Source organism: Micromonospora sp. BRA006-A (genome assembly GCF_033433935.1).
GTDB classification, from domain to species: Bacteria; Actinomycetota; Actinomycetes; order Mycobacteriales; family Micromonosporaceae; genus Micromonospora; species Micromonospora aurantiaca.
Genome location: NZ_JANCLW010000001.1, coordinates 5,740,998 through 5,765,284, shown reverse-complemented (window position 1 = coordinate 5,765,284; position 24,287 = coordinate 5,740,998). Strand labels below are relative to the sequence as shown.

Sequence of the window (24,287 nt, the reverse complement as noted above, 5' to 3'; positions counted from 1 at the left end):
TTCATCGCCCACGACCTGGCCGTGGTGCGGCACTTCTGCCACCGCGTCGCCGTCATGTACCTCGGCAAGATCGTCGAGATCGGCGACCGCGACACCATCTACACCCGCCCGCAACACCCCTACACGAGGGCGCTGCTGTCCGCGATCCCCGACGTCACCACCCTCGGCCCCGCCGGACGCATCCGCCTCACCGGCGACGTCCCCACGCCACTCAACCCGCCGTCGGGCTGCCGCTTCCGTACCCGCTGCTGGAAAGCCACCGACCACTGCGCCACCGAAGAGCCGGCGCTGACCACGCGGAACGACGGCGGGCAACTCACCGCCTGCCACTACCCGGAGAGCGGACCGGTCGGCGTGCCGACCGGCGAACCCGTGGAGGTGTCCCAATGAGCCTGTCGCCGGTCGAGGGCGTCGCGCTCGCCGAGATCGAGTCGCCCGGCGAGGGCGACGAGAGCGGCAAGAAGGAGTTCGTCGGCCGGTCACCCGGCCAGCTCGCCCTCGCGCGGCTCAGGCGGGACCGCACCGCGCTGATCAGCGGCGGCCTGCTGGCGTTCTTCGTGCTCGTCGCGCTCGCCGTACCGCTCATCGAGGCGCTGTACGGGGTGGGCCCGAAGGAGCAGTTCCAGAGCCGCCTCGACGGCTACGGCATGCCGTTGGGCTACGCCGGCGGCGTGACCGGGGAGCACTGGTTCGGGCTGGAACCCGGTCTCGGCCGGGACATCTTCATCCGGATGGTGCACGGGCTGCGGACGTCGCTGTTCATCGCGTTCGCGGCGGCCGTGCTGACCGCGGTGATCGGCGTGACGCTCGGGACGCTCGCCGGCTACCTGGGCGGCTGGCTGGACACGGTGATCAACTGGATCACCGACCTGACCCTGGCCATGCCGTTCCTGATCATCGCGCTGGCCCTGATGCCGACCGTCGCGCTGCGCTTCTACGGGCAGCGCGAGGCCGTGCCGGCGTACTTCCAGATCGGTGTGCTCATCGCGATCTTCGCCCTGTTCGGCTGGACCGGTACGGCCCGGCTGGTCCGGGGTCAGATCATCGCGCTGCGCGAACGCGAGTTCGTGGAGGCGGCGCGGGCCAGCGGCGCGGGTCTCGGGCACATGCTGTTCCGCCAGTTGCTGCCGAACGCCTGGGCGCCGATCCTGGTCGCCTTCTCGCTGGCGGTGCCGCAGTACATCACCAGCGAGGCCGCGCTGTCGTTCATCGGCGTCGGTCTCACCGACGAGACGCCGAGCTTCGGCCGCATGATCTACCGCAGCCTCGACTACCTGCAGACCGACCCGGCGTACGTCTTCTTCCCGGGCATCACCATCTTCGCGCTCGTGTTCGCCTTCAACCTCTTCGGTGACGCGCTGCGCGACGCGCTCGACCCGAAGTCGTCCCGGTAGGAGGCCGGCCCATGACGCGATTCCTCATCCGCCGGCTGCTGTCCGCCGCGCTCACGCTGTTCGCGGTGAGCGTGCTCAGCTTCCTGATGTTCTTCGCGCTGCCCCGCGACCCGGTCACCGGCATGTGCCCGAAGAACTGCAACCCGGAGCGACTGGAGCGGGTCCGCCAGGAGCTGGGCCTGCGTGATCCGCTGATCAGCCAGTACGCCGGCTACATGAAGGGCATCTTCACCGGCCGGGACCTGGGCAGCGCCCAGGGCGGCCGGTGCGACGCCCCCTGCCTCGGCTGGTCGTACGTGTCGAACGAGGCGGTCTCCGACACCATCGCCCGGGTGCTGCCGGTGACGCTGAGCATCGTCATCCCGGCCGCCATCCTGTGGCTGCTGCTCGGCGTCGGCCTGGGCATGCTCTCGGCGCTGCGCCGGGGCAGCTGGCTGGACCGGGCGGCGATCGGCTTCTCACTCACCGGCGCCTCGTTGCAGCTCTACTTCGTCGGCGCGGTGCTGCTCATCGTCTTCGTCTACAACCTGCGCCTGCTGCCGGTGCCGAGCTACACCTCGTTGTTCGACAATCCGATGAAGTGGACGAGCGGGCTGGTGCTGGCCTGGGTGGCGCTGGCGTTCCTCTTCTCCGCGATCTACGCGCGACTGTCCCGGGCGCAGATGCTGGAGACACTCTCGGAGGACTTCGTCCGGACCGCGCGGGCGAAGGGCCTGGCCAAACGCAAGGTGTACGGCCGGCACGCGCTGCGCGCCGCGATCACACCGGTGGTGACGATCGCCGGTCTGGACGTGGGCGGGGCGCTGGGCGGCACGGTGATCACCGAGACGACATTCGGTCTGAACGGGATGGGGCGTACCGCTGTCGACGCGGTCCGCTCGGGTGACCTGCCGACGATCATGGCGACCGTGCTGATCGCGGCGGTCTTCGTGGTGCTGGCGAACGTGGTGGTGGACCTGCTCTACGCGGTGATCGACCCGCGGGTGCGGCTCGGCTGAACCGCGACGAAATTTATCGACAACTGTTATCCAACTCGTAGCTTTTCTTCTTTACGATCCTCGGGACGTCGGCGGATGCGCTCGGCGCACGGGTGGAGGAGGTAGGACATGCGACCACGCGCAGCGGCCGCCGCTGGCGGCGCCATCGCACTGGTTGTGGCACTCGGTGCCTGCTCGGAGAACACGGGCGAAGGCACCACTGTAGACGGCAACCGGCAGCAGACCGGGGTCATCGCGACCGACCCCAAGGACTCGCAGGGCCCGGCCGCCGAGATCGACGGCGCGGCCAAGGGCGGGACGTTCACCATCATCCGGGAGACCCCCATCTCCCACCTGGACCCGCAGCGGACGTACTCGTTCGCCGGTCTGATGGCCAACCCGCTCTTCGCCCGCTACCTGACCACCTGGAAGGACGACGGCAAGGGTGGCCTGGTCCTCGTGGGTGACCTGGCCGAGACCCCGGGCAAGAACGTCAACAACGACTGCAAGGTCTGGGAATTCACCATCAAGGACGGGGTGAAGTTCGAGGACGGCAGCCCGATCACCTCGAAGGAGATCGCGTACGGCATCGCCCGCTCCTTCGACCCGGACCTCACCGGCGGCCCCACCTACATCCAGGAGTGGCTGGCCGACACCGCGCAGTACGACACCAAGTGGGACTTCAAGAAGAACAAGACGTCGCTGCCGCCGGGCCTGACCACGCCGGACGACAAGACGCTGCGCTTCGAGTTCGCCAAGCCGCGCTGCGACCTGCCGTTCGCGGTCTCGCTGCCCACCACGGCGCCGCTCAAGCCGGAGAAGGACACCGGGGTCAACCTGGACCAGAAGCCGTTCTCGTCCGGCCCGTACAAGATCGCCAAGAACCAGGTCGGGGTCCAGCTCACGCTCGACCGCAACCCGAACTGGGACGCGAAGACCGACCCGGTGCGGCACCAGTACCCGGACCAGTTCGTGTGGAGCTTCGGCCCGACCGCCGACGCCGCGAACAACCGGGTGATCGCGGACAACGGCGCCGACCAGAGCGCGCTGGCGTTCAACTCGGTGCCCGCCTCGCTCGTGGCGAAGGTGGCCGGTGACCCGGCGCTGAAGTCCCGCACGCTGCTGTCCCCGACCCCGAGCGCCAACCAGCTCGTGATCAACACCCAGCGGGTCAAGGACCTGAAGATCCGCCAGGCGCTCAACTACGCGATCGACCGCGAGGGCCTGGTCAAGGCGCTCGGCGGCCAGACCGTCGCGCAGCCGATCACCACGCTGATGCCGCCGTCGACCATCGGCTACAAGGCGTACGACGCGTACCCGGCGGGCGCCAACGGCAACGTGGAGAAGGCCAAGGAGCTGCTCGGCGGCCAGACGCCGGAGCTGGTCCTCGGTGTCGCCGACAACACGACCGAGCAGGCGGAGGCGGTCCAGCTCAAGGGCAACCTGGAGCGCGCCGGCTTCAAGATCACCGTGCGGAACATCCCGGACGACGCGAAGCTGGACGAGGTCAAGAAGAAGAACAACCCCTGGGACCTGTACATCGGCAACTGGGCGGCGGACTGGCCGAGCGGCGCGTCGATCCTGCCGGTGCTCTACGACGGCCGGACCATCAAGGCCGAGGGCAACAGCAACCAGTCGTACTTCAACGACGACGCGATCAACGCCGAGATGGACCGGATCCTGGCGCTGCCGCCGTCCGAGCAGGGCCCGGAGTGGGGCAAGCTCGATGAGCGGATCATGAAGGAGCACGCGCCAGTGGTGCCGCTCTACGTGGACGTGGCGTACAACGTGCACGGGTCGAAGGCGGGCGGGGTGTTCATCTCCTCCGTGTTCGGCTACCCGAACTTCGTCAACGCCTACGTCAAGCAGTAGCCCGTAGCTGAAGGAAGGGCCCCTTGTTAACGCCTCGCGTTAACAAGGGGCCCTTCCTCTACCGCAGGCGTTAAAAGGGGGCCCTTCCTTACAAGTAGCGGCGGAGGAAGTCCAGCTCCAGCCGGAGCAGGCGCTCGGACACGCCGCCGGCGGCCAGGTGGCTCGCGCCGGTCAGCGGCAGCACCGCGTGCGGGCGGCCCGTCGCCAGCAGCGCCGCCGACAGCCGCAGCGTGTGCGCGGCCAGCACGTTGTCGTCGGCCAGGCCGTGCACCAGCAGCATCGGCCGGGCCTGCGCCGGGTCGCCCAGCGGCTCGGCGGCCAGCTCGACCAGCGAATGGTGGGCGTACACGTCCATCCCGTCGTCCGGCATGCCCAGGTAGCGCTCGCTGTACGCGGTGTCGTACAACGCCCAGTCGGTGACCGGCGCGCCGACGATCGCGCACTTGAACAACTCGGGGTGGCGCAGCACCGCGAGCCCGGCCAGCCAGCCGCCGAACGACCAGCCGCGCACCGCCACCCGTTCCAGGTCCAGATCCGGGTGCTTGTCGGCGAGCGCGGTGAGCGCGTCCACCTGGTCGGTGAGGATCACGTCGGCGACCCGCCTGTGGATCGCCTTCTCGAACGACGGCGCGATGCCCGGCGTCCCCCGGTTGTCGATGGTGACCACCGCGAAGCCCTGCTCGGCCCACCACTGCCGTTCCAGCCAGACTCCGCGGGCCGCCACCACCTCCTGGTGGCCCGGGCCGCCGTAGACGTCCAGCAGCACCGGCAGCCGGGTGCCCTTGACGTGCTCGGCCGGGTAGAGCACCGCGCTGGGCAGCCGCCTGTCGGTCACCCGGACCATCGTCGGCCGTGGCGCGTACGAGCAGGTGGCGGCGAACGAGCGCAACTCGGCCACCTCGCGGTCGCCGTGCCACACCCGCCAGCGGATCCCGGCGTGCTCCAGCGACGCGATGCCCACCGCCAGCGTGGCCCCGCCGATCGAGGCGGTGTGCCAGCCGGGGTCGCTGCCCATCCGGCGGGCGTCCATGCCGCCGCCGATGGTGGTCCGCACCCGGTAGAGGTGGCGCTGGCTCGGTTCGCCCTCGCTCGCCTCCACCAGCAGGTCGGCCGCCGCGTTCGGGCCGTTCGGCAACCGTCCGACCACCCGCCGCACGTACAGCGACGGCGGGGTGAGCAGCGTGCCGTCGGCGAACAGGCAGCGCGCGTCGTACCCGTCGTGGGCCAGTTCGCCGCCGACCAGCACCCGCCCGTCGGGCAGGTGTGCCGGGGTACCGGGGATCGGCTCCACCCAGCGCGGGTCGGCCAGCTCGGCGTGCACCTGCGTCTCCCCGGTGCGCGGGTCGACGGCGAGCACCAGGCCGTGCTGCTGCGAGCGGCGCAGCACGGTGATCAGCGGTCCGCCCTCGGTCCAGTCCACCGAACTCAGGTACGGATAGGTCTCCCGGTCCCAGTGCACGTCGACCCAGCCGCCGTCGAGGTCGAGCAGGTGCAGGCTGACCTCCGCGTTCGGCCCACCCGCCACGGGGTACGCGAGCGACGTCGGCGGGGTCGCCGGGTCCGCCGGGTCGTGCAGGTACCAGCGTTCCAGGCGGGACTCGTCGACCCGGGCGGCCAGCACGCTGCGCCCGTCCGGCGCCCACCAGTAGCCGCGGTAGCGGTGGAACTCCTCGGCCGCGATGTGTTCGGCCAGCCCCCAGGTGACGCCGTGGTCCTCCCCGGCGAGCAGGTTGTCCGTACCGTCCGGTTCGACCACCCGCAACTGGCCCCGGCGCACCCCCTCGGCGGCGTCGGTGACGTACGCGAGCCGTTCGCCGGCCGGGTCGGGCCGCGGGTCGATCACCGGCCCGATCGCCGCCACCTCGATCACGTCGCCGTGCACCAGGTCGGCCCGGAACAGCCGCCCGGCCAGCGCGAACGCGGCGACCCGGCCGGTCGAGTCAAGCGCGTACGAGCCGATGCCGCCGGAGCTGAGCCGCAGCCGTTCGCGCAGCGCCCGTTCACCGGGGGCGAGGCGGGCCGGCTCGGCGTCGGTGCCCAGCAGCACCGCCGGGTCCGCTACCAGTCGTTCCTCGCCGCTGTCGACGTCGAGCAGCCAGAGCGCGTCGGCCGGGTCCTCCGGTCCCGCGGAACGCAGGAAGATCACCCGGGCGCCGTCGCCCGCGACGGTGACGGCACGCGGCGCCCCGTGGCTGAACCGACGGGTACGGGCGGCCAGCTCGGGAAAGTCCACGCCTGCAGAGTAGGCGGGCGCCGGAGGTGATGTGGCCGACCTGGGCGGACGCATCACCGTCGAGCGGGCAGGACCGCCGGTTAGAGTGACGGGCGTGACGACGCTGCCCGACCGACGCCTTCTGCTGGTCCACGCGCATCCGGACGACGAGTCGATCGGGACCGGCGCGACGATGGCGCACTACGCCGCCACCGGCGCCCACGTCACGCTCGTGACCTGCACGCTCGGTGAGGAGGGCGAGATCCACGTCCCGGCGCTGGCGCAGCTCTGCGCGGCCGAGGCGGACCAGCTCGGCGGCTACCGGATCGGCGAGCTGGCGGCCGCCTGCGCCGCGCTCGGCGTGACCGACCACCGGTTCCTCGGCGGCGCGGGCCGCTACCGCGACTCCGGCATGATGGGCCTGGCCACGAACGAGCATCCGCGGGCGTTCTGGCAGGCCGACCTGGACACCGCCGCCGGCTACCTGGTGGAGGTCATCCGCGAGGTCCGCCCGCAGGTACTGGTCACGTACGACCCGGACGGCTTCTACGGCCACCCCGACCACATCCAGGCGCACCGGGTGGCGATGCGGGCGGTGGAACTGGCCGCAGCCGAGGGGATCGCACCGGCGAAGGTCTACTGGACGGCGATGCCGCGCAGCGTGCTCGACGCGGGCCTGGAGACGTTCACCGAGTCGTCGGACAATCCGTTCGCCGGCATCGAGAGCGCCGACGAGCTGCCGTTCGGCACGCCTGATGCGGAGATCGCCGCCCGGATCGACGGCACCGACCAGCACGCCGCGAAGGAGGCGGCGATGCGCGCCCACGCCACCCAGATCCCGGCGAACTCCTGGCTCTACTCGATCGCCGGCAACTTCGGCGGCGAGTTCATGGGCGTCGAGTACTTCACGCTCGCGGTCGGCGAGAAGGGGCCGGGTGCCGGCCCGTACGGCTGGGAGGACGACCTCTTCGCCGGCATCGCCCTGGACGACCCGCGGCGGTCCCCGGTCGCGGCGGCCGGTCTCCGGTGACGCTGCCGGCCGTACCCGTGTCGACAGTCCCTGAGCAGCCGCCGGCGGCCGCGACGCCGAGCCCGGCGGAGCGGGTGCTCGACCGCGCGCTGCGGGTGGCCGGCGGCGTCGTGACGGTCTGGGCCGGCGTCCTGCTGGCGCTGCTCGACCTGATCTTCGCGACGTGGGCCTGGGAGACCGTGCAGGGCCGCTCCGGCGGGCTGCGGGCGCTCCTCGGCGTCGGCCTGGTGGCCGCCGGCGTCGTCGCCGTGGTGGCGACGACGGTGCTGCTGGGCCGGTTCGCCCACCGGTCGACGGGTACGCGCTGGGCGGTGGTGCTCGGCGCGTTGCCGTGGTTCCTGGTGATCGTGGTGGGGGGTTTCCGGACCGTCGAGGGCGATCTGGCGCTCGCCGGTGACAACGTGCTCGGCCTCGCGCTGATCGTGGCCGGCGCGGTCACGTTCGCGGTGCTGGGTTTCCGGCACCTGGTGACGCCGCCCGACGCACGGTGAGGTGCTGACGCCGCACAGCTCGCGGTGGTAGACATTCCAGCCAAGAGGCCCGCCGAGGGAGCGGGCGGTACGGCGGGAGGCGTGCGATGGGTCAGCGGTGGCGTGCGGTAGGCGTGCTGGCGGCCGCGTTGTTCGGGGTGAACGTGGTGGCCCGGCTGGTCATCAGATTCGCGTTCCCGGACGACGACACCGCGTCCGGCCGCGTCTCGCTCGCCATGTTCCTGGTCATCGGGCTGATCCTGGCCGGCACCGCGTTCCGGTGGGGCGCCGACCGGCCACTGGGCCGCTGGGCCGGTGACCTGGCTGCCGCGGTCGCGGTCGCGCTGGCGCTCACCGTGTTCGTCGGTCCGCTGCTGGTCGGGGAGAACCCGTTCGGCGGCGGCGCGGGACTGTTCTTCGCCCAGATCTGGCTCTATCTCGCGGCCACCGCGGCGGGCGTCCTTGTCGGCTACCTGATCCTGACCGCGCTGGGCCGGGACTACCGGTCCCGCCAGCTCAAGCGGTACGCCGAGATGAAGCGCACCCGGCCTCGCAAGATCGTCCGGCGCTGACCGGGAGCGCCGCTCAGGCCGCCGGGGCGACCCGGGTCAGGTAGGTGTGGTGGGTGGTGAAGCCGAGCCGCCGGTAGAGCGCCACCGCCCCGGTGTTGCTCTGCTCTACCTGGAGGAACGCGTGGGTGGCGCCCTCGGCGGCGCCCCAGGCGGCCAGGGCGCGGACGACAGCGGCGGCGAGCCCTCGGCGGCGCGCCTGCGGCACCGTCTCCAGCAGGCTGACGCCGAGCCAGCGGCCCCCGCCGGTCACCGTGCCCCGCCCGACCGCGAGCAGCCGGCCGTCCTCGCGCAGCTCGGCGAAGCGGGCCCGGGGCGTCCCGGTGAGCACCTGCCGGGCGGCGTCCGGCAGCCCGCCCTTGCGGCCGGCGGCGATCGCCAGCCAGTCGTCGGCGGGCGCGTCCGTCAGCGTCACCGGCGGCATCCCGGCGGCGGCGTCGGCCGGCAGCGGGGCGTCGGCGGGTAGCGGTCCGGCGCCCGGCAGTGGGATGGCGGCCGGCCGGGGGACGGCGGGCGGCGGCACGGTCAGGGTGCGCAGCGGGACGGTCTGGACCAGCACCGGGGGCCGGGACGTCCAGCCGCGTGCGTCCAGCTCCGCGCCGACCGGGGCGGCCAGCGGCAGCGGGGTGTTCACCAGGGCGGGCCCGCCGCGCTCGGCGTACCAGCGCTGCACCGCGTCCAGCGCGGCGGGCAGCGCGCGGTCCGGGTCGCCGACGGGTAGCGCACTGTTCGCCCGCCCGGTCCAGCCGTCGGCCCAGCGCAGCCGCCAGTCGCCGAGCCGTCCGCGTACCGGCGCGGGCCACGCCTCGTCGGCGGCCAGCTCCAGCGCGACCACGGCGGCGGCGGTGGGCCGCCGGGCCGGTGGCACCCGCTTTGCCCGGTGCACCTCGGCCACCGGTACGCGCAGCGGCCCGGCGTCGGTGGACAGAGTGATGTGGGTCTCGCTCAGCTCCACGAGCTCGCCGAGCGCGTCGGAGAACAGCGTGCGGCCCTCGCGAATCCCCACAATCCGGCGGACCACGATCCGGTGTCCCACGTCCTGCTGTCGGAGCACGATCGACCCCCTCCCCGGCGAGATACTAGGCTCTTACCGTTGCGGTTGATCGCGACGAGTCTTGCGGAGGAGAAGACCGGTGACCTACATCATCGCCGAGCCGTGCGTGGATGTGCTCGACAAGGCATGCATCGAGGAGTGCCCGGTCGACTGCATCTACGAGGGCAACCGGATGCTCTACATCCACCCCGACGAGTGCGTCGACTGTGGTGCCTGTGAGCCGGTCTGCCCGGTGGAAGCGATCTTCTACGAGGACGACGTCCCGGAGCAGTGGAAGGACTACACCGGGGCCAACTACGAGTTCTTCGAGGACCTGGGCTCGCCCGGGGGCGCCTCGAAGATCGGCAAGGTGGAGAAGGACGCCACCTTCGTCGCCGCGCAGCCGCCGCGCGGCGAGGGCCACTGAACCGGCGCTCGCCGGTTTCGGCACGGCTGCCCGACTTCACCTGGGACACCCTGGACGCCGCGGCCGCCACGGCCGCGGCGCACCCGGGCGGTCTCATCAACCTGTCGATGGGCACGCCGGTCGACCCGGTGCCGGAGCTGATCCGCCGGGCCCTGGCCGACGCGTCGAACGCGCCGGGCTACCCGCTGACCGCCGGTACGCCCGCCCTGCGGGACGCGATCGCGGCGTGGGTCGCGCGGGCCTGCGGCGCGGGCGTCGACGGCCTGGGTGTGCTGCCGACGATCGGCTCCAAGGAGCTGGTGGCCTGGCTGCCCACGCTGCTCGGGCTCGGCCCCGGTGACGTGGTGGTGGTGCCGTCGGTGGCCTACCCGACCTACGAGGACGGGGCCCGGCTGGCCGGCGCGACGACGGTACGCACCGACTCGCTGACCGCGCTGGGCCCGGATCCCCGGGTCCGACTGGTCTGGGTCAACTCGCCCGGTAACCCGACCGGCCGGGTGTTGCCCGCCGCCCACCTGCGCAAGGTGGTCGAGTGGGCGCGCGAGCGGGGCGCGGTGGTCGCCAGCGACGAGTGCTACCTGCCGCTGGGCTGGGACGCCGAGCCCGTCTCGGTGCTCTCGCCCGAGGTGTGCGGCGGCTCGTACGACGGCGTGCTGGCGGTGCACTCGCTGTCCAAGCGCTCCAACCTGGCCGGCTACCGGGCCGGGTTCGTCGCCGGTGACCCGGCGCTGGTGGCCGAGCTGCTCAAGATCCGCAAGCACGCGGGTCTGATCGTGCCGGCGCCGGTGCAGGCCGCGATGGTGGCCGCGCTCGGCGACCAGGAGCACGCCGACGCCCAGCGGGAGCGCTACCGCGTCCGGCGGGAGAAGCTGCGCGCGGCGTTCACCGCCGCCGGCTTCACCGTCGAGCACTCGGAGGCCGGGCTCTACCTCTGGCTCACCCGGGACGAGGACTGCTGGAAGACAGTGGACTGGCTGGCCCGCCGGGGCATCCTGGTGGCCGCCGGTGTCTTCTACGGCCCGGCCGGCGCCCGGCACGTCCGGGCGGCCCTCACCGAGTCCGACGAGCACGTGGACGCGGTGGCCGGGCGGCTCGCCGGGGCCTGACGTGGCGGGCGGGCTGGCGCGGGCGGCGGTGGTGGGCACCGGGCTGATCGGCGGTTCGGTGCTGCTGCGGCTGCGCGACGCCGGGCTCGACGTCGCCGGCTGGGATCCCGATCCGGCGGCCCGCCGGCAGGTACGCGACCTGGGCGTCGACGCGCCCGGCACGCTCGAGGAGGCGGTCACCGGCCGGGACGTGGTGTTCCTCTGCGGCCCGCTGCCCACGCTGCCGGCGACACTGGCCCGGGTCGCCGCCGTGACCGACGACGACTGCGTACTCACCGACGTGGGCAGCGTCAAGGCCGAGGTGAGCACCGCCGCCACCGTGCAGGGGCTCGGGCACCGGGTCGTGCCGGGGCACCCGATGGCCGGCGCGGACCGGGCCGGAGTGGCCGCGGCCGGCCCGGACCTGCTCGACGGCGCCGCCTGGGTGCTCTGCCCGGGGCCGACCGGCCTGGGCGCGTTCCGGCGGCTGGCGGTGCTGCTGGTGGACGTCTTCCACGCCCGGGTGGTGCCGATGTCCGCCCCGGAACACGACGGCGCCGCCGCGCTCGCCTCGCACGTACCGCACGTGCTGGCGGGAGCGCTGGCCGGCACCGTGCACCGGTCGGCGTTGCGGGACGCGGTGCTGACGCTCGCCGCCGGCAGCTTCTCCGACGGCACCCGGGTAGCCGGCGGGCCGCCCGAACGGACCGCGAACATGCTGCTCGGCAACCGGGACCGCGTCCTCGCCGAACTGGACGCGCTCGGCGCGTTCCTGAGCGAGCTGACCGAGGCGCTGCGCGGTGGCGACGCCGGTGCGCTGGCGGACCGGTTCGCCGAGGGGCGGGACGTCCGCGCGACGCTGCGGGCGCGTACGTTCAGCACGCACCGGCGGGAGTTCCCGGCCGCCGCCGACCACGCGGGCGAGCTGGCGTACCTGCGGGAGCTGGGCGCGGCGGGCGGTCACCTGAGCGGGGTACGGGAGACGGCCGGCGCGGTCACCTACATGGGGCACCTGCCGGCCACCCCGCCGTTAGGCTGAGCGGCATGGCTGACGCACCGGTCGTGGCGGTACGCGGTGAGGCGTACCGGGAGGTGGCTCCCGAGCTGGCCCGGTTCACGGTGACGGCGGTGGCGCGCGACCGGGACCGGGAGACCACGCTGACCCGGCTGGCCGAACGGGCCGCCGCGGTGCGCGCGCTGCTCGACGCCGCCGAGCCGGCTGTGGAGCGCCGGGAGACCGGCCAGGTCCACGTCTGGCCGGTGACGAAGCGTTCCGGCGAGCGGGTGGTGGCCTACCAGGGCAGCGTGAGCACCACCGTCACGACCACCGACTTCACCGCGCTCGGCGAGCTGATGCTCCGCCTGGCCGACCAGGAGCAGGTCGAGGTGGCCGGGCCGGTGTGGTCGCTGCGTCCGGACAGCCCGGCCTACCGGGAGGCGCGGCAGGCCGCCATCGCCGACGCGCTGGTCCGGGCCCGGGAGTACGCCGAGGCGCTCGGCGCCCGGGTGATCGCGTTGCGCGAGCTGTCCGACACCGGGATGAGCGCCGCCCCGCCGATGATGATGGTCGGGGCGGCGTACTCGCGCTCCGGCGAGCCGGAGCGCGAACTGGAACTGGACCCGGCGCCGCAGCCGGTGCAGGCGGCGGTCGAGGCGCGGTTCACCATCAGCGAGCCGGTGCTGGGCTGATGCCGCCCGCGGAGGTGCTCGGGCTCGACGACCTGGTCGCCCGGGCGCGCACGCTGGCCGAGGCCGGCCCGCGTCAGCTGCTCGGCATCGCCGGCGCGCCCGGTGCGGGCAAGTCCACCCTGGCGGAACGGATCGTGGCCGCGCTCGGCCCGGTCGCCCGGCTGGTCCCGATGGACGGCTTCCACCTGGCCGGATCGGCGCTGGAACGGCTCGGCCGGGCCGGGCGCAAGGGCGCGCCGGACACGTTCGACGTCAACGGTTTCGTCTCCGTGCTGCGCCGGTTGCGCCGGCTGGAACCGACGTCGGTGTGGGTGCCGGAGTTCCGCCGCGACCTGGAGGAGCCGGTCGCCGGGGCGATCGAGGTGCCGCCCGAGGTGCGCCTGGTGGTCACCGAGGGCAACTACCTGCTGCTGCGGGACGACCCGTGGGAGGAGGTGCGCACCCTCGTACACCAGATCTGGTTCCTGGACCTGGACGCGGAGCTGCGGCTGCGCCGGCTCACCGCGCGCCACGAGGCGTACGGGAAGTCGCCGGCGCAGGCCCGCGCCTGGGCGCTCGGCAGCGACGAGGAGAACGCCCGGCGGGTGTCCGGCACGGCCGAGCACGCCGACCTGGTGGTACGCCTGGCCGAACCGCCGCAGGCGTGACGCCGGGCGAGGTCAGCCGGTCCGCTGGCGCGGCGACGGCACGGTGCGGCGCAGCAGCCGCGCCACCACCGCCCGTTCGCGGGTGAACTCCACCGCCTCCGGGTAGCCGCTGTGGCTGCGGATGGGCGGGTCGGCCACCTCGCCGCCGGACGGGTGCAGCGCCTCCGGGTCGGCCACCGGCACGTCCCGCTGACCGGCGCTGACCTGCCAGCCCAGCGGGTCGGTGTCCCGCCAGAAATTCGTCCAGGCCACGTGCCCCCCGGGCCAGGTGAGCGCGCCGGCCAGCGCCCGCAGCCGTTCCGGCCCGAAGTAGGACGGGAAGACCCGCCCGTAGAGCCGGGTGAGCTGGCAGCCGTAGGAGAAGAACCAGGTCCGCCGCCGCCACCGGCGGGGCAGTTGCAGCAGTACCGCGGCGCAGATGACGGTGCCCTGGCTGTGCCCGGAGAGGATGACGCCGTCCATCCGGTCGCCGTGGTGCGGCGGCAGCGCCAGCAGGCCCGCCACCCGGGTCTGGAGTTCCGGTACGGCGCGTTCGGCGTAGCTGGGCGGCGCGAGCGGATGCGCGGCCCGGGGCCAGAACGTGCACACGTCCCAGATCACGCCGACCGAGCGGCGTACCGAGTCGGTGCGGTAGACGAGCAGCCCGAGCGCCGCCATCACCACCGGCAGCCAGCCGAGGAGCGCGTCGCCGCGCTCGGCGGTCCAGTGGATGGCGGTCTGCCAGCCGGACGGGGACAGCGGGCTGGGCCGCTCGCCGGACAGGGCGGCGGCGCAGCAGAGGGTGACCAGGACGGCGCAGAACGCGGCATAGCAGCCCAGCAGCCGTACCGCGTGCTCGCCGATCAGCCGGTGCAGCGCCCGGTAGGTGCTGACGTCGCGGCAGCGCCGCAGGTCGTGTGCGGACAGGCCGGGGGTGGCGGCCAGCCGGGCGTACTCCACCCGGCGCAGCCGGTGCAGCAGGACGACGGCTCGGATCAGCAGTCCGATCAGCGCGGCCAGGCCGATCGCGCAGGCCAGCCCGGCCCAGAAGACGGCCAGCGGCGGCACGACCCGGCTCAGGCCGCTCGGCTCGGCCGACGCGTCGAGCCGGTCGCTGACCCAGTAGAGCAGCCCGGCGCAGTACGCCACCGCCATCATCCAGCCGAACCCGGCGATGACGGCCGGGGCGCAGCCGCGCCAGGCGAGATCGGTGTACGCGCCGAGCGGCTGGGTCGGCACCGCCGGTCGCAGGCGGGGCAGGAACAGTCCGGCGGCGGCCAGCGCGACGGCCGGAGCGACGAGAATCCAGGTGCGCAACTCGCCCGGCGCGGCGGGCAGCACGGGCAGCCCGCGTTCGATCCAGGTCGCGCCGACCGGCAGCAGCACCATCCCGGCGACGGGGCCGATCAGCGCCCGGCGGCCGGAGCGGTTCGCCGCGGCGATGGCGAGCAGCAACAGCACCTGGTACGCGAGCAGCCACGCGACAGCCGTGTCGTACCCGGGCAGGGACCTGTCGGTGCGGCAGCCGGCGGTGACCGGCTGCGCCGTGCACCCGTCCGGCGGCCGGTACGCCGACAGCGGCTGCCCGGCCGCCCCGTCGGGGAGCAGCAGCAGGGTGAACGCCCCGATCAGTCCGAGCGCGGTGAGCGCCACGACCGCCGCGCTCCACCGGCCGAGCGGGGTGGCGCCCTGCCGCCGGCTCAGCCACGGCCGGGCGACAGCGACCACGGCGATCACCACCACGGCGGCGAGCAGCGCCACTGTGGGCCAGGCGACGGCGGCCCGTACACCTCGCGGCGGGTCCATGATCATCACTGCGGCGACCGGTACGGCGGCGGCGCTGACCGCCCCGGTGCACAGGTGCAGCACGGCGGCCCGGCGCAGTTGCCCCTCCCCGTTCCAGAACGTCGGATCCTGGAGCGGGTTCCGTGGGGGTTCACGCGGGTCCGGCCGTCCGTCCGGCTCGCCGTCCTCCCGGGCCGGCGCGTGGTGGTGCGGGTCTGCGGGCATCTGCGCCTCGTACTGGTAGGTGCGGAAGGCGACGAGCCCGATCCCGGCCAGCACGAGCAGTGGCAGCAGCAGCCCGAGCGCGAGCGTCCGGGTGCCCTCGCGCCACCAGGGGTCGCCGAGGAACTCCCACGGCCCGGGAATCTTGCCGAGGCAGTCCGCCTCGGCGCACTGCCAGGCGATGAGGTCCACGCCCACGCCGGTCACCGTGACGACGAGCGTGCAGGTCAGGCTCAGGCAGAACAGGCGGATGAGCCAGGCCGTGATGCCGGACCGGCTGGCCCAGCGTTCCTGGTCCGGGTCGGGCGGGATGCCGGCGCGGGCGTGCAGCGCGACGTTCGCCAGCGCGAAAGGGAGCATCAGCGTCCACAGCGCCCGTTCCACGTCCCGCCGGGTCCGCGCGCCGGAGGTCAACTGCCCCCAGCTGTACGCCTCGACGGTGATCGGGTCGTCCCGGCCCGCCGTGCTGGACCGGTAGAAGCCGGTGGTCTGACCGCCGGCGACAAGTGTTGGTTGCGCACCGTCACCGTTGGCGCCGGCGGTCAGGCCGAGCAGCTGATCCGGCGGGGTGTTGGAGACCCCGTGCACCCGCAGTTCGAGAACCCGTTCCATTGTGCCTCCCGGTAAACGTGCTACTACCCAGAGTGCGCGACGGGCCGGGAATCCGCATCCGCTGGAACGGCTGTTTCCGCAGCTCAGGATGGCTGGTCGAGGCTCCTGATCGGGCGGGCGGGGTTACCCACCGCCACCACGTTCGCCGACAGGTCGCGCGTCACCACCGCGCCGGCGCCGACCACCGTGTTCTCGCCGATGGTCACTCCGGCTAGCACGATCACACCGCCACCGAGCCAGACGTTGTCACCGATGGTGATCGGTTTCGCGGACTCCCACTTGGCCCGGCGTGCCTCCGGTTCCACCGGGTGGGTGGCGGTGAGCAGTTGCACGTTCGGTCCGATCTGGACGTCGGCGCCGATGGTGATGCGGGCGACGTCGAGGAACACCGCGTTGAAGTTGACGAACGTACGCGCGCCGATGTGCGTCTGGTGTCCGTAGTCGCAGTACAGCGGCGGCCGGACCCAGGCGTCCTCGCCGAGCGAGCCGAGCAGTTCGCGCAGCGCGGCGAGGCGGCCCGCCGGATCGTCGGCGGAGCTGCGGTTGAAGCGTTCGCTGAGTAGGGCCGCCCGCTCCAGGTCGGCGATGATCGCGGGATCGTCGGCGATGTACTGCTCGCCGGCCAGCATCCGGTCCTTCATGGAGGTCATCGTCCGATCGTCCCGGCCCGTTCCGGTGGGTGGTGGCGGTTCCGTCGGATCGGCGACTTTCCGATGCATACGCGGTATGCAATCCTGATACCCGCGTCGATGTGTCTCTCATCGATGAAACGTTCGACGAAGGAGGAAGGTTGCTCCGGAACCGCAGAAAGCTGACGGCGTTCGGCCTCGGCCTGACGCTGGCGCTCGGCCTGCCGGTGCCCGCGCTGGCCGCCGCGCCGACGGCGCCGACCGGCCCGTCCGCCCGTACCGGGCCGTCCACCCCGGCCGGCGTCCCACCGGTCACCGTCACCCTGATCACCGGCGACCGGGTCACCGTCGCCTCGGGCGGCCGTGCCGCGGTACGCCCCGGCGCCGGCCGCGCCGGCATCCAGTTCCTGGTCGGACAGGAGCGCGACCGGCTCACCGTGATGCCGCAGGACGCGCTCCCGCTGGTCCGCGCCGGCAAGCTCGACCGGCGCCTGTTCGACGTGAGCGGGCTGATCGAGGCCGGGTACGACGACGCGCGGCGCGGCAGCGTACCGCTGCTCGTGACGTACCGGCCGGGGACGGCCCGGCGGACGGCGGCCCCGCTCGCCGGCGCGCGGGTGACCCGCGACCTGCCGGCGATCGCCGGCGCGGCGGTCGTCGCCGACAAGGATGACACCGGGGCGCTCTGGAAGGCGGTGAGCGCCGACCGCTCCGGTGCCCGGCTCGACGCGGCGGGGGGTGTCGACCGGATCTGGCTGGACGGCCGGCGGCGGCTGACACTCGACCACAGCGTGCCGCAGATCGGCGCGCCGACCGCGTGGGCGGCCGGCTATACCGGTAAGGGCGTGCGGGTCGCGGTGCTCGACACCGGCGTCGACCTCAGCCACCCGGACCTGGCCGGCAAAGTCGCCGAGTCGCGCAACTTCACCGAGGAGGCGGACCCGGACGACATCGTCGGGCACGGCACGCACGTGGCCTCCACCATCGCCGGCAGCGGCGCCGCCTCGGGCGGGAAGTACCGGGGTGTGGCGCCCGACGCCACGCTGCTGTCCGGGAAGGTCTGCGAGGTCTACGGCTGCACCGAGTCGGCCATCCTGGCCGGCATGCAGTGGGCCGCTGCCGAACAGCACGCCACAGTGGTCAACATGAGCCTCAGCGGCGGCGACACCCCGGAGGTGGACCCGCTGGAGGAGGCGGTCGGAACGCTCACCGAGCAGCACGGGACGCTGTTCGTGATCTCCGCCGGCAACGACGGCGCCGACGGCTCGGTCGGCTCGCCGGCCACCGCCGACGCCGCGCTCGCGGTCGGCGCGGTCGACCGGGACGACGCGCTCGCCGACTTCTCCAGCCGCGGTCCCCGGGTCGGCGACGGGGCGATCAAGCCGGACGTCACCGCGCCGGGTGTGGAGATCGTGGCCGCGCGGGCCGCGCACGGCCAGATCGGCGACCCGGTGGGGGACCGGTACGCCTCGCTGTCCGGCACGTCGATGGCCGCCCCGCACGTGGCCGGCGCGGTCGCGCTGCTCGCCCAGCAGCACCCCGGCTGGACGCCCGAGCGCTACAAGGCGACGCTGATGGCCTCGGCGAAGCCGCACCCGGACCAGACCGCGTTCCAGCAGGGCGCGGGCCGGGTCGACGTCGCCCGCGCGATCACCCAGCAGGTGACGAGCGAACCGGCGTCCGTCTCGTTCGGCGTGGCGGCCTGGCCGCACACCGACGACAAGCCGGTCAGCCGGACGGTCACCTACCGCAACAGCGGGACCGCCCCGCTCACGCTCGACCTGAGCACGCAGTTCACCGGACCGGGCGGGCGGACCGCGCCGGCCGGCATGCTGACCCTCAGCACCTCCCGGCTCACCGTTCCGGCGGGCGGCAGCGCCCAGGTGACGGTGGTGATCGACACCCGGCTCGGTGGCGCCGACGGCTACTGGACCGGCCGCCTGCTCGCCCGCGCCGGCGACACGGTGGCGGTGACCCCGCTCGCGGTCGACCGCGAGGTGGAGAGCTACGACCTGACCGTGACCCACCGCAACCGCTCCGGTGCCCTGACCGACGGCTACTACACCGTTCTGCTCGGGCTCGACGACGGCGGCTACCGGGACGTCTACGGCGCCGGCGGCGAGACCCGGATCCGGGTGCCGAAGGGCCGGTACGGCGTACAGAGCCTGATCTTCGTCGACGGTGACCAGGGCTGGTCGGAGGTCTCCTTCCTCGCCCAGCCGGAACTGGTGGTGGCCGGGAACCAGCGGCTCACGCTGGACGCCCGGCGGGCGAAGCCGATCCGCACCACGGTGCCGCAGCGAGGCGCGGCACCACTGCTGATCGACCTCACCGCGGCCTGGGGATTCGGCGACTACTACAACAGCTTCGGGCTGTGGACCGATCGGTTCGAGGGCCTGTACTCGGCCCAGATCGGCCGCACCGTCTCCGACGAGGTCTTCGTCGGCGCGCTCGCCAGCCAGTGGGCCGAGCCGACCGCGCCCGAACGCAGCCCGTACTTCTACGGCCTGAACGACCTGTTCCCGGGCCGGTTCCCGACCGGCTTCGTCCGGCACTACCGGCCGGCCGACCTGGCCACCGTCACGAACCGGTTCGCCGCCGGCTACGCCGGGATGGAGAACGAACTGGTCGTCTACGCGGAGCGCGACTACAACATGGGCGGCTCGGCGATCGTCCTGCCCGTGCAGGTGCCGGGCAGGCGGATCGACCACCTCAGCGTCACCCGCACCCGCTGGAGCGCCGAACTGGCCTTCGGTGAGCGGTCCGAGGAGGGCTGGCTGGAGCCGCGGGCGGCGCTGGAACGAGTGCCGACCCGCTACCGGGCCGGGCACAGCTACCGCGACGAGTGGAACAAGGCCCCGTTCGGCCCGTCGTTCCCGCAGCCGCAGTGGCCGGAACAGGGCATCACGCGGACCGGCGACACCCTCATCGTCTCGCTGCCGGTGCACAGCGACGCGGCCGGGCACCCGGGCGGCTCGCTCAACGACACCGAGCACACCCGGCTCTACCGCAACGGCAAGCTGGTCGACGAGTCGCCCTACCCGGGGTACGGCGAGTTCACCGTGCCGCCGGGAACGGCGAACTACCGGCTGGAGACCGTGGCGAAGCGCGACTTCACCGACCTGAGCACCGAGGTTTCGGCGAGCTGGACGTTCCGCTCCAAGCGGGTGCCGGGTGACGTGCCGGCCCGGCTGCCGGCCATGGCGGTCCGGTTCACCCCGCCGCTGGCGGTGGACAGCTCCGCCCCGGCGGGCCGGACGTTCACCGTGCCGGTGACCGTGCAACGTCAGCCCGGCGCGCCGTCCGGCCGGGTCGTGGCGCTCACCGTCGACGTCTCCTACGACGGTGGGAAGACCTGGCAGAAGGCGGCGCTGAAGAAGCAGGGCGGGGCGTGGACGGCCACCGTCCGGCACCCGGCCGGCCCGGGGTACGCGTCGCTGCGGGCCACCGCCCGTGACGACGCCGGCAACACCGTGACCCAGCGGATCATCCAGGCGTACCGCCTGCGGTGAGCCGGCCGTCCGGGTCCGCGCGGCGGTCGCCGTCGCGGACCCGGACGGGGGTACGGCTCAGTCGTTGGCGTGCAGCGCGGCGTTGAGCGTGATGCCCTGGCCGGTGCGGGGCTTCGCCTCCAGCGCGCCGGTCACCGAGTTGCGCCAGAACAGCAGCCCGTCGACGCCGGACAGCTCGCGGGCCTTGACCGTCCGGCCGTCCGGCAGGGTGATCTTCGAGGCGGCGGTGATGTAGCAGCCGGCCTCCACCACGCAGTCGTCGCCGAGCGTGATGCCGACACCGGCGTTCGCGCCGACCAGGCTCCGCTCACCGATGCGCACCTTCTCCGTGCCGCCGCCGGAGAGCGTGCCCATGATCGAGGCGCCGCCGCCGATGTCGGAGCCGTCGCCGACCACCACGCCCTGCACGATCCGGCCCTCGACCATCGAGGTGCCCAGCGTGCCCGCGTTGAAGTTGACGAAGCCCTCGTGCATCACAGTGGTGCCGGAGGACAGGTACGCGCCCAGCCGGACCCGGTCCGCGTCGGCGATCCGCACCCCGGACGGCACCACGTAGTCGGTCATCCGGGGGAACTTGTCCACCCCGTACACGGACAGGTGGCGGCCGGCGGCCCGCTCGATGACACGCAGCTCGTCCACCCGCTCCGGCGGGCACGGCCCGGCCGACGTCCAGGCCACGTTCGCCAGCTTGCCGAAGATGCCGTCGAGGTTCAGCTCGTTCGGCCGCACCAGGCGGTGGGAGAGCAGGTGCAACCGCAGGTACGCGTCGGCGGCGTCCTTGATCGGGTCGTCCAGCGAGCCGATCAGCGTGGTCACCTCGACAGTGCGCAACCCGGGCAGCGTCCGCTCGCCGATCGCACCCGGCGGCAGGTCGAGCACGTCGGCCCGGTCCTCGCCGGGCACCAGCGGCAGCTCGCCCAGGCCCAGCTTGCCGGTCGGGTACCAGGTGTCGAGCACCTGGTCCTGTGCGGTGACGGTGGCCAGGCCGATACCCCAGGCGGATGGTGCGGACGTCACGGTGACACCTCTCTGCTCCGGCGGCGGCGTCCGCCGCTGCTCGCGGCCGGGGGCGCGGCACGTGTCCCTCGCGCCCACCGAGGATGACGGTACCGTGCGAGACATGCAGAACCCGTTGACCCCCGAGGTCCTGGCCGATCCGGTGGCGCTCACCCGCGCCCTGGTCGACATCGAGTCGGTATCCCTCAACGAGAAGGCCATCGCCGACTGCGTCGAGGAGGTGCTGCGCGGTGTGCCGCACCTGACCACCTACCGGCACTCGAACACCGTGATGGCCCGTACCGACCTGGGCCGGGCACAGCGCGTGGTGCTCGCCGGCCACCTGGACACCGTTCCGCTCAACGGCAACTTCCCCTCGACCATGCGCGGCGACCTGATGTACGGCTGCGGCACCTCCGACATGAAGTCCGGCGTCGCGTTCGCGCTGCACCTGGCGGTGACGCTGCCCGACCCGCGCTACGACGTCACGTACTTCTTCTACGAGGCCGAGGAGATCGAGTCGAAGTACAACGGCCTCACCCTGGTCGCGCAGAGCCACCCGGAGTGGCTGGAGGCCGACTTCGCGGTGCTGCTGGAGCCGACGTACGGGATCGTCGAGGCGGGCTGCCAGGGCACCATGCGGGCGGTGGTCACCACGCACGGCGAGCGGGCCCACGCGGCGCGCTCCTGGCACGGGGTGAACGCCATCCACGGCGCGAGCGAGGTGCTGCGGCGGCTGACCACGTACGAGGCCCGCCGGGTGACGATCGAGGGCTGCGACTACCGCGAGGGTCTCAACGCGGTGCGGATCACCGGCGGGGTGGCCGGCAACGTCATCCCCGACCGCTGCGAGATCGAGATCAACTACCGGTACGCGCCGGACCGCGACCCGGCGGGCGCCGAGGCGCACCTGCGCGAGGTCTTCGCCGGCTTCGAGCTGGAGGTCACCGACGCGGCGGCCGGCGCGCCGCCCGGGCTGGAGAGCCCGGCGGCGCAGGAGTTCCTGGCGGCGGTCGGTGCCGCGCCGATCGGCAAGCTGGGCTGGACGGACGTGGCGCGGTTCGCGGCCATGGGCATTCCCGCGCTGAACTTCGGCCCCGGCGACCCGAACCTGGCGCACCACAAGGACGAGCACGTCGAGCTGACCAAGATCCGGGACGGCGCGGCGACGCTGCACCGCTGGCTGGCCCCGGCCTGACGCGCGGCGATACCGGGGCCCGCGCCCGCCGCGCGGGCCCCGGTGATCGTCAGACGGTCGTCGTCAGGGGTGCTTCCGCCTCGCCGGTCTCGCCGGTCAGGTCGGACCGGTGGGTCTCCATCATCCGGGCGCGGCGGCGCTCGGCCACCACGTCACGGATCCGCCGCTGCATCTGACGGCGGATCCGGATCATCTCGCTGTTACTGATCAACGCTGGCTCCTCCCCCGAAGGCGCGTCGCCCGGGGTATACCGGGTATGTGAATAGTAAGACGTACGTGCGACCGAATTAGTTGCCCGGATCCCAAAGATTTCTCCGGCTCCCGGGCCTGCGCGCCGCGCCGGAGCCCCTCTACTACGGTGAGCCCATGGGCGAGAGCAGGGGAATGTCGGCCGGGCACGGCCAGCGGGAGGAGCGGAACCGGGGAGAACGGCACCGTGGCGCGGTGACGCTGCGCAACCGGGCGATTCCTACGAGTACGGCCGACCAGCGGCTGCTCGACTCCCGGGGACGCAGCGACTGGAAGACCAAGGACGCCTGGCGCGCGCTGCGGATCCTCTCCGAGTTCGTCGAGGGCTTCGACACCCTCGCCGACCTGCCCCCGGCGGTCAGCGTCTTCGGCTCCGCCCGCAGCAAGCCGGACAGCCCCGAGTGCCGGATGGCCGAGGAGCTGGGCGGTGCCCTCGCCCGGGCCGGGTACGCGGTGATCACCGGCGGCGGTCCCGGCGTGATGGAGGCCGCCAACCGGGGCGCCGGTGAGGCCGGCGGCCTCTCCGTCGGGCTCGGCATCGAGCTGCCGTTCGAGCAGGGCCTCAACGACTGGGTCGACCTGGCCATCGACTTCCGCTACTTCTTCGCCCGCAAGACCATGTTCGTCAAGTACGCCCAGGCGTTCGTGGTGCTCCCCGGCGGCTTCGGCACCCTGGACGAGCTGTTCGAGGCGCTCACCCTGGTGCAGACCGGCAAGGTGACCCGCTTCCCGGTCGTGCTGATGGGCACCGACTACTGGCGCGGGCTGCTCGACTGGCTGCGCGGCACCATGGCCGCCGAGGGCAAGATCGGCCCGTCCGACCTCGACCTGATCCGCCTCACCGACGACGTCAACGAGGCGGTCCGGCACATCGTGGAGGCCGAGGCCGTGCTCTCCGCCGAGCAGGAGGCGGTCCGCGAGGAGGCGGTCGCCCGGGTGGCCGCCGACCAGCGCGCCGCCGCCGAGGCCGCCCCCGAGGGCCCGGCGGGACGGAGCTGACCGTGGCCAACGTCTGTGTCTTCTGCGCGTCCTCCCGTACCCTCGACGCCCGCTGGCTGGCGCTCGCCACCGAGACCGGTGCGGAACTGGCCCGGCGCGGCCACACGCTGGTCAGCGGCGGCGGCTGCGTCGGGATGATGGGCGCCGTGGTGCAGGGCGCGCGGGCGGCCGGCGGTCGCACCGTCGGCGTCATCCCGCAGTCCCTGGTCGACCTGGAGGTCGCCGACCTGGACTCCGACGAGTTGCTGGTGACCGACAGCCTGGCCAGCCGCAAGACGCTGATGGACGAGAAGTCCGACGCGTTCGTGGCGCTGCCCGGCGGCCTCGGCACGCTCGACGAGCTGTTCGAGGTCTGGACGACAGCCACCCTGGCCCTGCACGCCAAGCCGATGGTGATCGTCGACGTGGACGGCTTCTACCGGCCGCTGCTCGACTGGATCCGCGGGCTCGGCGAGCAGCGGTTCCTCAAGCCGGCCGCGCTGGACCTGCTGCTGGTGGCCGACAGCGTCCCCGCCGCCCTGGACCTGATGGACACCCGCCTGACCTGACCCCGCCCGCCCGGTCGGCCCGTCCTTGTTCACCACCGTTTCGGCGGGCTTGATCGACACCATTTCGGGGAGGTGGTGGTGTCCGGGCGTGTGTGATGTGGCCATTTGCCCGAGGTGGTGTTGATCTAGGGGTGGGATGCCGCCACTTCGCCG

The 24,287-nt window shown here is 73.1% G+C and carries 22 protein-coding genes; 16 read left to right on the top strand and 6 right to left on the bottom strand.

The features are described 5' to 3' along the window. The 4 genes from NMK34_RS26230 to NMK34_RS26215 form a co-directional block, all read left to right on the top strand. A partial coding sequence (locus NMK34_RS26230) for an oligopeptide/dipeptide ABC transporter ATP-binding protein (RefSeq protein WP_412098921.1) occupies positions 1-390 on the top strand: 390 nt, incomplete at its 5' end. Continuing rightward, positions 387-1,394, top strand: a complete 1,008-nt coding sequence (locus NMK34_RS26225; protein ID WP_318335617.1) for an ABC transporter permease — start codon at positions 387-389, stop codon at positions 1,392-1,394. The genes NMK34_RS26230 and NMK34_RS26225, both read left to right, overlap by 4 nt. A gap of 11 nt (positions 1,395-1,405) precedes the next feature. After that, a complete protein-coding gene (locus tag NMK34_RS26220) occupies positions 1,406-2,392 on the top strand; it encodes an ABC transporter permease (protein WP_318335616.1) in 987 nt (328 codons plus the stop codon). A gap of 108 nt (positions 2,393-2,500) precedes the next feature. Next, entirely contained in the window at positions 2,501-4,243 is a 1,743-nt protein-coding gene (locus NMK34_RS26215; RefSeq protein ID WP_194800443.1) for an ABC transporter substrate-binding protein, read from the top strand. Between the two features lie 88 nt (positions 4,244-4,331). Here NMK34_RS26215 and NMK34_RS26210 read toward each other — a convergent pair whose 3' ends face one another. Further along, positions 4,332-6,476, bottom strand: coding sequence for a prolyl oligopeptidase family serine peptidase (locus NMK34_RS26210; protein WP_318335615.1), 2,145 nt, complete (start codon positions 6,474-6,476; stop codon positions 4,332-4,334). A gap of 85 nt (positions 6,477-6,561) precedes the next feature. Here NMK34_RS26210 and mshB point away from each other — a divergent pair, with 85 nt between their 5' ends. The 3 genes from mshB (at position 6,562) to NMK34_RS26195 (ending at position 8,527) form a co-directional block, all read left to right on the top strand. Next, a complete protein-coding gene (gene mshB, locus NMK34_RS26205) occupies positions 6,562-7,485 on the top strand; it encodes an N-acetyl-1-D-myo-inositol-2-amino-2-deoxy-alpha-D-glucopyranoside deacetylase (protein WP_209310357.1) in 924 nt (307 codons plus the stop codon). After that, positions 7,482-7,976, top strand: coding sequence for a hypothetical protein (locus NMK34_RS26200; RefSeq protein ID WP_318335614.1), 495 nt, complete (start codon positions 7,482-7,484; stop codon positions 7,974-7,976). Before mshB ends, NMK34_RS26200 begins: the two co-directional genes overlap by 4 nt. Positions 7,977-8,062: 86 nt before the next feature. Beyond that, positions 8,063-8,527 (top strand): hypothetical protein, encoded by a 465-nt coding sequence (locus NMK34_RS26195; RefSeq protein WP_262013992.1) that lies wholly within the window; start codon positions 8,063-8,065, stop codon positions 8,525-8,527. A 13-nt stretch (positions 8,528-8,540) separates the two neighbouring features. On the opposite strand, the gene NMK34_RS26190 is transcribed toward NMK34_RS26195, so the two are convergent. Continuing rightward, on the bottom strand, positions 8,541-9,578 hold the full coding sequence (locus NMK34_RS26190; RefSeq protein ID WP_318335613.1) for a GNAT family N-acetyltransferase: 1,038 nt from the start codon (positions 9,576-9,578) through the stop codon (positions 8,541-8,543). A gap of 79 nt (positions 9,579-9,657) precedes the next feature. Here NMK34_RS26190 and fdxA point away from each other — a divergent pair, with 79 nt between their 5' ends. The 5 genes from fdxA to NMK34_RS26165 are packed head-to-tail and all read left to right on the top strand — an operon-like array spanning position 9,658 to position 13,405. Then, positions 9,658-9,984, top strand: coding sequence for a ferredoxin (fdxA, locus tag NMK34_RS26185; protein ID WP_007464872.1), 327 nt, complete (start codon positions 9,658-9,660; stop codon positions 9,982-9,984). Next, positions 9,981-11,090, top strand: a complete 1,110-nt coding sequence (gene dapC / locus NMK34_RS26180) for a succinyldiaminopimelate transaminase (protein WP_318336429.1) — start codon at positions 9,981-9,983, stop codon at positions 11,088-11,090. The genes fdxA and dapC overlap by 4 nt, the downstream gene beginning before the upstream one ends. A gap of 1 nt (position 11,091) precedes the next feature. Continuing rightward, on the top strand, positions 11,092-12,108 hold the full coding sequence (locus NMK34_RS26175; protein ID WP_318335612.1) for a prephenate dehydrogenase: 1,017 nt from the start codon (positions 11,092-11,094) through the stop codon (positions 12,106-12,108). Between the two features lie 5 nt (positions 12,109-12,113). Further along, positions 12,114-12,758: an SIMPL domain-containing protein gene (locus NMK34_RS26170; RefSeq protein WP_318335611.1), complete on the top strand. Its 645-nt coding sequence runs from the start codon at positions 12,114-12,116 to the stop codon at positions 12,756-12,758. Then, positions 12,758-13,405, top strand: coding sequence for a nucleoside/nucleotide kinase family protein (locus tag NMK34_RS26165; RefSeq protein ID WP_318335610.1), 648 nt, complete (start codon positions 12,758-12,760; stop codon positions 13,403-13,405). Before NMK34_RS26170 ends, NMK34_RS26165 begins: the two co-directional genes overlap by 1 nt. Positions 13,406-13,417: 12 nt before the next feature. On the opposite strand, the gene NMK34_RS26160 is transcribed toward NMK34_RS26165, so the two are convergent. Beyond that, entirely contained in the window at positions 13,418-16,003 is a 2,586-nt protein-coding gene (locus tag NMK34_RS26160; RefSeq protein ID WP_318335609.1) for a hypothetical protein, read from the bottom strand. An 83-nt stretch (positions 16,004-16,086) separates the two neighbouring features. Beyond that, positions 16,087-16,653 carry a sugar O-acetyltransferase gene (locus NMK34_RS26155; RefSeq protein ID WP_318335608.1) on the bottom strand — a complete coding sequence of 189 codons (567 nt, stop codon included), beginning with the start codon at positions 16,651-16,653 and terminating at the stop codon, positions 16,087-16,089. A 140-nt stretch (positions 16,654-16,793) separates the two neighbouring features. On the opposite strand from NMK34_RS26155, the gene NMK34_RS26150 reads away from it, so the two are divergent. Next, on the top strand, positions 16,794-20,144 hold the full coding sequence (locus NMK34_RS26150; protein ID WP_318335607.1) for a S8 family serine peptidase: 3,351 nt from the start codon (positions 16,794-16,796) through the stop codon (positions 20,142-20,144). A 57-nt stretch (positions 20,145-20,201) separates the two neighbouring features. Here NMK34_RS26150 and dapD read toward each other — a convergent pair whose 3' ends face one another. After that, positions 20,202-21,161 (bottom strand): 2,3,4,5-tetrahydropyridine-2,6-dicarboxylate N-succinyltransferase, encoded by a 960-nt coding sequence (gene dapD, locus NMK34_RS26145; protein ID WP_262013984.1) that lies wholly within the window; start codon positions 21,159-21,161, stop codon positions 20,202-20,204. A gap of 103 nt (positions 21,162-21,264) precedes the next feature. Between dapD and dapE the strand changes: the two genes are divergently transcribed. Continuing rightward, complete coding sequence (dapE, locus tag NMK34_RS26140) at positions 21,265-22,338, top strand: succinyl-diaminopimelate desuccinylase (protein ID WP_030273854.1); 1,074 nt, start codon at positions 21,265-21,267, stop codon at positions 22,336-22,338. 49 nt (positions 22,339-22,387) lie between these two features. On the opposite strand, the gene NMK34_RS26135 is transcribed toward dapE, so the two are convergent. Then, positions 22,388-22,549 carry a hypothetical protein gene (locus NMK34_RS26135; RefSeq protein WP_013288426.1) on the bottom strand — a complete coding sequence of 54 codons (162 nt, stop codon included), beginning with the start codon at positions 22,547-22,549 and terminating at the stop codon, positions 22,388-22,390. 155 nt (positions 22,550-22,704) lie between these two features. On the opposite strand from NMK34_RS26135, the gene NMK34_RS26130 reads away from it, so the two are divergent. Both NMK34_RS26130 and NMK34_RS26125 read left to right on the top strand, forming a co-directional pair. Beyond that, positions 22,705-23,586: a TIGR00730 family Rossman fold protein gene (locus NMK34_RS26130; protein ID WP_318335606.1), complete on the top strand. Its 882-nt coding sequence runs from the start codon at positions 22,705-22,707 to the stop codon at positions 23,584-23,586. Between the two features lie 2 nt (positions 23,587-23,588). Beyond that, positions 23,589-24,134 (top strand): TIGR00730 family Rossman fold protein, encoded by a 546-nt coding sequence (locus tag NMK34_RS26125; RefSeq protein WP_318335605.1) that lies wholly within the window; start codon positions 23,589-23,591, stop codon positions 24,132-24,134. Positions 24,135-24,287: the final 153 nt, after the last annotated feature.